Genomic DNA, 1,810 nt, shown 5'->3' with positions numbered 1-1,810 from the left:
GGGCCACCGCACGCTCACCGTCTCCACCCACGTGGCGCTGCGAACGCTGGCGGGGAAGAACGAGGCGGAGCGGGCCCGCCACATCGCCACCATCCAGGAGCGGATGCGGCTGGGGCTCGCGCGACTGGCGCCCGAGTGGTTGGAGAACGTGCACCACGAGCTGACGGCGTCCCCGCGCACCTTCGAGCGCTTCACCCAGCGAGAGGGGGGCGCGGTGGGCGGAGTGCCACGAAGGGCGGGGCTGCACCACTACCGCACGCTGGGCCCTCGGGAGGTGATGGACGGACTGTGGCTGGTGGGGGACTCGGTGTTTCCGGGACAGAGCACGCTGGCCACGGCGCTCGGGGGCGTGCGCACCGCCGCGTGCATCGCGCGCGGGTGAAGGGCTCAGTCGCCCTCGAAGCGCACGCCGGCCGCCTTCGCCTCGGCCACGAGCGTGTCCACCTTGGCGAGGTACGCCTCCATGTCCGCCTTTCGCTCCAGACCGCCGGAGGACATGTAGCGCACGGTGCCGAAGATTTCGCGCTCGCCCCAGGGCCGGTCATGCAGGCCGAACACCCAGCCGATGTTCGTGTACGAGTTGGCGTCGCGCCCATCCAGGAAGTAGCGGTTGTTGAGCGCGAGCGCCGTGCGGTGGCCATGCTCGGGGGTGCTGCTCCACTCGAGGATCTTCTTCCCCCAATACATGCGCATGGCGTTGTGCAGGTAGCCCGTGTAGCGCATCTCCCGCATGGCCGCGTTCCAGTACGGGTCGTGCGTCCCCGACCGCTCCAACTGCTCCGGCGTGTACTGGTGGTACCGCTCGTCGCTCCGGTGCTTGTCGAGCGTCTTGCGCGCCCACTCGGGCAGGCACTCGAAGGAGTCGTAGTGGGGTGTGTACTCGGCGAAGTTCTGTGCCAGCTCACGCCGGACGATGAGCTCCTCCAGGAAGCTCTCGCGCTGGGGATCTGCCGCCTTCGCCTCGCGCGCGGCGAGCGCCACGGCCACGGGGCTCACCTGCCCGAAGTGAAGGTACTTGCTCATGTGCGAGACGTGCGTCGTCTCGGGGTGGGGCCGGCTCTCCTGGTACACGGGGAGGTGCTCGGTGAAGAACTTGCGCAACAGGCGCTTCGCCTCGCCCGTGCCGCCCTTGAAGCGGTGGCTCACCGGAGGCACCGAGCGGTCCAGGTCCAGCTTCGCCAGCACCGCGTCGAGGTTCTCCAGGTCGAGCCCCTTCACGCCGAGCCCCAGCGAGTCGCTCTTGAGTGGCGTGGGCGCGAGGTCCACGAGGTACGCGCTCCAGAGGCGGTGGATCTTGGGGCGGAGGGTGCGAGCGGCGAACTCGGCCTTGCCGGAGGCGGCCCGCACCGGCACCACCACATCGCCCTCGACTTGAATCACCGGGCATGCGGCCATGTCGGCCACCGTCATGCGCCACTGCTTCTGGTGGCGCAGGTACCCGCGGTCACACACCACGAGGGCCGCGTGCCGCGCGAGCTTCAGGGCCACCGCATCCGGAGCGCCGCGCTGGACCACGAGCGGAATCTTCCGGCGCGCCAGCGCCCGCTGCGTGTCCTGGAGCCCCTCCAGCATGAAACGGTAGTGGCGGACGTTGGCCTCGGGGTAGCCGTCCATGAGGCCGAAGCCCACCAGCAGCGGCAGCTTCGCCTCGTTGGCCCGCTGGATGGCGTACTCCAGCGCGGGGTTGAACTCGGCGCGCTGGCTCTGCTGCATCCAATAGAGGATGTAGTCGCCGCCCCGTACCTCACGGGTGTTGAGCCGCTGGATGCGGCCCTCCTCGATGGTCTTGTCAGGCATAGGAGGAGGTCAG

At 69.4% G+C, this 1,810-nt stretch carries 1 protein-coding gene and 1 pseudogene; one reads left to right on the top strand and one right to left on the bottom strand.

Annotation, left to right across the window (positions count from 1 at the left end; genetic code table 11):
* Window positions 1–382: pseudogene (locus tag VF794_RS23550) on the top strand (FAD-dependent oxidoreductase); the annotation flags it as partial.
* A 5-nt stretch (window positions 383–387) separates the two neighbouring features.
* On the opposite strand, the gene VF794_RS23545 reads toward VF794_RS23550, so the two are convergent.
* Window positions 388–1,797 (bottom strand): deoxyribodipyrimidine photo-lyase, encoded by a 1,410-nt coding sequence (locus VF794_RS23545; RefSeq protein WP_331114047.1) that lies wholly within the window; start codon window positions 1,795–1,797, stop codon window positions 388–390.
* Window positions 1,798–1,810 lie beyond the last annotated feature (13 nt).

Source organism: Archangium sp., from assembly GCF_036389735.1.
Classification (GTDB): domain Bacteria; phylum Myxococcota; class Myxococcia; order Myxococcales; family Myxococcaceae; genus Archangium.
Note: the sequence above shows the minus strand (reverse complement) of the source record. Positions and strands in the feature narration are given on the sequence as shown.

Coding starts and splice junctions, on each gene's coding strand:
- VF794_RS23545 (WP_331114047.1), bottom strand. CDS start 1,797: ATGCCTGACAAGACCATCGAGGAGGGCCGCATCCAGCGGCTCAACACC.